At 72.2% G+C, this 2138-nt stretch carries 2 protein-coding genes; both read left to right on the plus strand.

What is annotated here, in order from left to right:
- The first annotated feature begins 53 nt into the window (after nucleotides 1-53).
- Nucleotides 54-1022, plus strand: coding sequence for an agmatinase (gene speB / locus C1I97_RS35760; RefSeq protein ID WP_111007098.1), 969 nt, complete (start codon nucleotides 54-56; stop codon nucleotides 1020-1022).
- 46 nt (nucleotides 1023-1068) lie between these two features.
- Nucleotides 1069-2138, plus strand: a 1070-nt coding sequence (locus tag C1I97_RS35765; RefSeq protein WP_258382904.1) for a thiamine pyrophosphate-binding protein, incomplete at its 3' end; no start/stop codon positions are given.

Here is a 2138-nt window from a genome sequence, read left to right on the forward strand (position 1 = left end):
CGATCGGAAAGCAGCACAGACGCGATGAAACGCGAGAAAGAAGGCAATTCACCATGAGCAGCAACGAGACGCCCCGCGGCCCCGTCGACTCCTCCCGCGTCCCGCGGTACGCCGGCCCCGCGACCTTCGCCCGGCTGCCCCGCCTCGACGAGGTCGGCACCACCGACGTCGCCGTCGTGGGCGTGCCGTTCGACTCCGGCGTCTCGTACCGGCCGGGCGCCCGCTTCGGCGGCAACGCCATCCGCGAGGCGTCCCGGCTGCTGCGCCCCTACAACCCGGCGCAGGACGCCTCCCCGTTCGCCCTCGCCCAGGTCGCCGACGGCGGCGACATCGCCGTCAATCCGTTCAACATCAACGAGGCGGTGGAGACCATCGAGGCCGCCGCCGACGAACTGCTCGGCACCGGCGCCCGGTTGATGACCCTCGGCGGCGACCACACCATCGCCCTGCCGCTGCTGCGCTCCGTCGCCAAGAAGCACGGCCCGGTCGCCCTGCTGCACTTCGACGCCCACCTCGACACCTGGGACACCTACTTCGGCGCCGAGTACACCCACGGCACCCCGTTCCGCCGCGCCGTCGAGGAGGGCATCCTCGACACCTCCGCCCTCTCCCACGTCGGCATCCGCGGCCCGCTGTACGGCAAGCAGGACCTCACCGACGACGAGAAGATGGGCTTCGGCATCGTCACCTCCGCGGACGTCTACCGCCGCGGCGCCGACGAGGTGGCCGACCAGCTGCGCCAGCGCATCGGCGACCGCCCGCTGTACATCTCCATCGACATCGACTGCCTCGACCCCGCCCACGCACCCGGCACCGGCACCCCCGAGGCGGGCGGCATGACTTCCCGCGAGCTGCTGGAGATCCTGCGCGGTCTGGCCGGCTGCCACCTGGTGTCGGCGGACATCGTCGAGGTGGCACCGGCGTACGACCACGCCGAGATCACCTCGGTCGCCGCCTCCCACACGGCGTACGAACTGACCACCATCATGACCCGCCAGATCGCGGCCGCCCGCAACGCGTGACTTTCACGCCCGGCGCGTACGACTTCCCGAAGGAGACCGAGCCCCAGTGACTCACGACCACGACCTGGTACTCCGCCCGACGCCCGCCCAGACGGAGGCCGCCCTGAACCCTCCCTCCGGCCGCAACGGCGGAGACCTGGTCGTGGAGACGTTCGCCGGGCTCGGCGCGACGACCGTCTTCGGCCTGCCCGGCCAGCACGCCCTCGGCATGTTCGACGCGCTGCGCCGCTCGGACCTGAGGTACGTGGGCCTCAGGATGGAGAACAACGCGGGCTTCGCGGCGGACGCCTACGGCCGGATCACGGGCGAGGCCGCGCCGCTGCTCCTGTCGACCGGCCCGGGAGCCCTCACCTCCCTGGCCGCCCTCCAGGAGGCGGCGGCGGCCTCCGCTCCCGTCCTGGCCGTCAGCAGCCAGGTCCCGACCGCCGGACTCGGCGGTGGCCGCCACGGCTACCTGCATGAACTACCCGACCAGGCCGCCTCGTTCCGGGGTGTGGTGAAGTCGGTGCACACCGTCCGCGCCCAGTCCCAGATCCCGTCCGCGATCGCGGCGGCCTGGAAGTCGGCGCTGACCGCTCCGCACGGGCCCGTGTGGGTGGAGATCCCGCAGGACGTGCTGCTGGCTCGGACGAGCCTGCCCGTGGTCACGGCGGTGGACGCGACACCTCAGGAGCCGGCTCCCCGCCCGGAACTCACCGCCGTGGCGGCCGACCTGCTCTCCCGCGCCGCCCGCCCCGCGATCGTCGCGGGCGGGGGAGTGGTCCGCGCGGACGCGTCCGGCAAACTGCTGGCCCTGGCGGAGAAACTGAACGCCCCCGTCGTCACCACCTTCGGCGGCAAGGGCGCCTTCCCCTGGGAGCACCCGCTGTCCCTCCAGTCCTGGCTGGAGGACCGGCACACCACGGACTTCCTGGAAGACGCCGACGTCCTGCTCGTGGTCGGCTCCGGCCTGGGTGAACTCTCCTCCAACTACCACACGTTCAAGCCGCGCGGCCGGGTCGTCCGTCGACGCCTCGTGCTGGGCCAGTACGGCTTCCACGGCCGCGTGGTAGCTCGTACGGCCCATGCGGCCCAGGGAGCCGTGCAGGTCGTCGATCCTGTTCTCGTGCTCGGTGA

Origin of the sequence: Streptomyces sp. NTH33 (assembly GCF_003236365.1) — a bacterium.
In the GTDB taxonomy this organism is placed as follows: domain Bacteria; phylum Actinomycetota; class Actinomycetes; order Streptomycetales; family Streptomycetaceae; genus Streptomyces.

Coding starts and splice junctions, on each gene's coding strand:
- speB (WP_111007098.1), top strand. CDS start 54: ATGAGCAGCAACGAGACGCCCCGCGGCCCCGTCGACTCCTCCCGCGTC.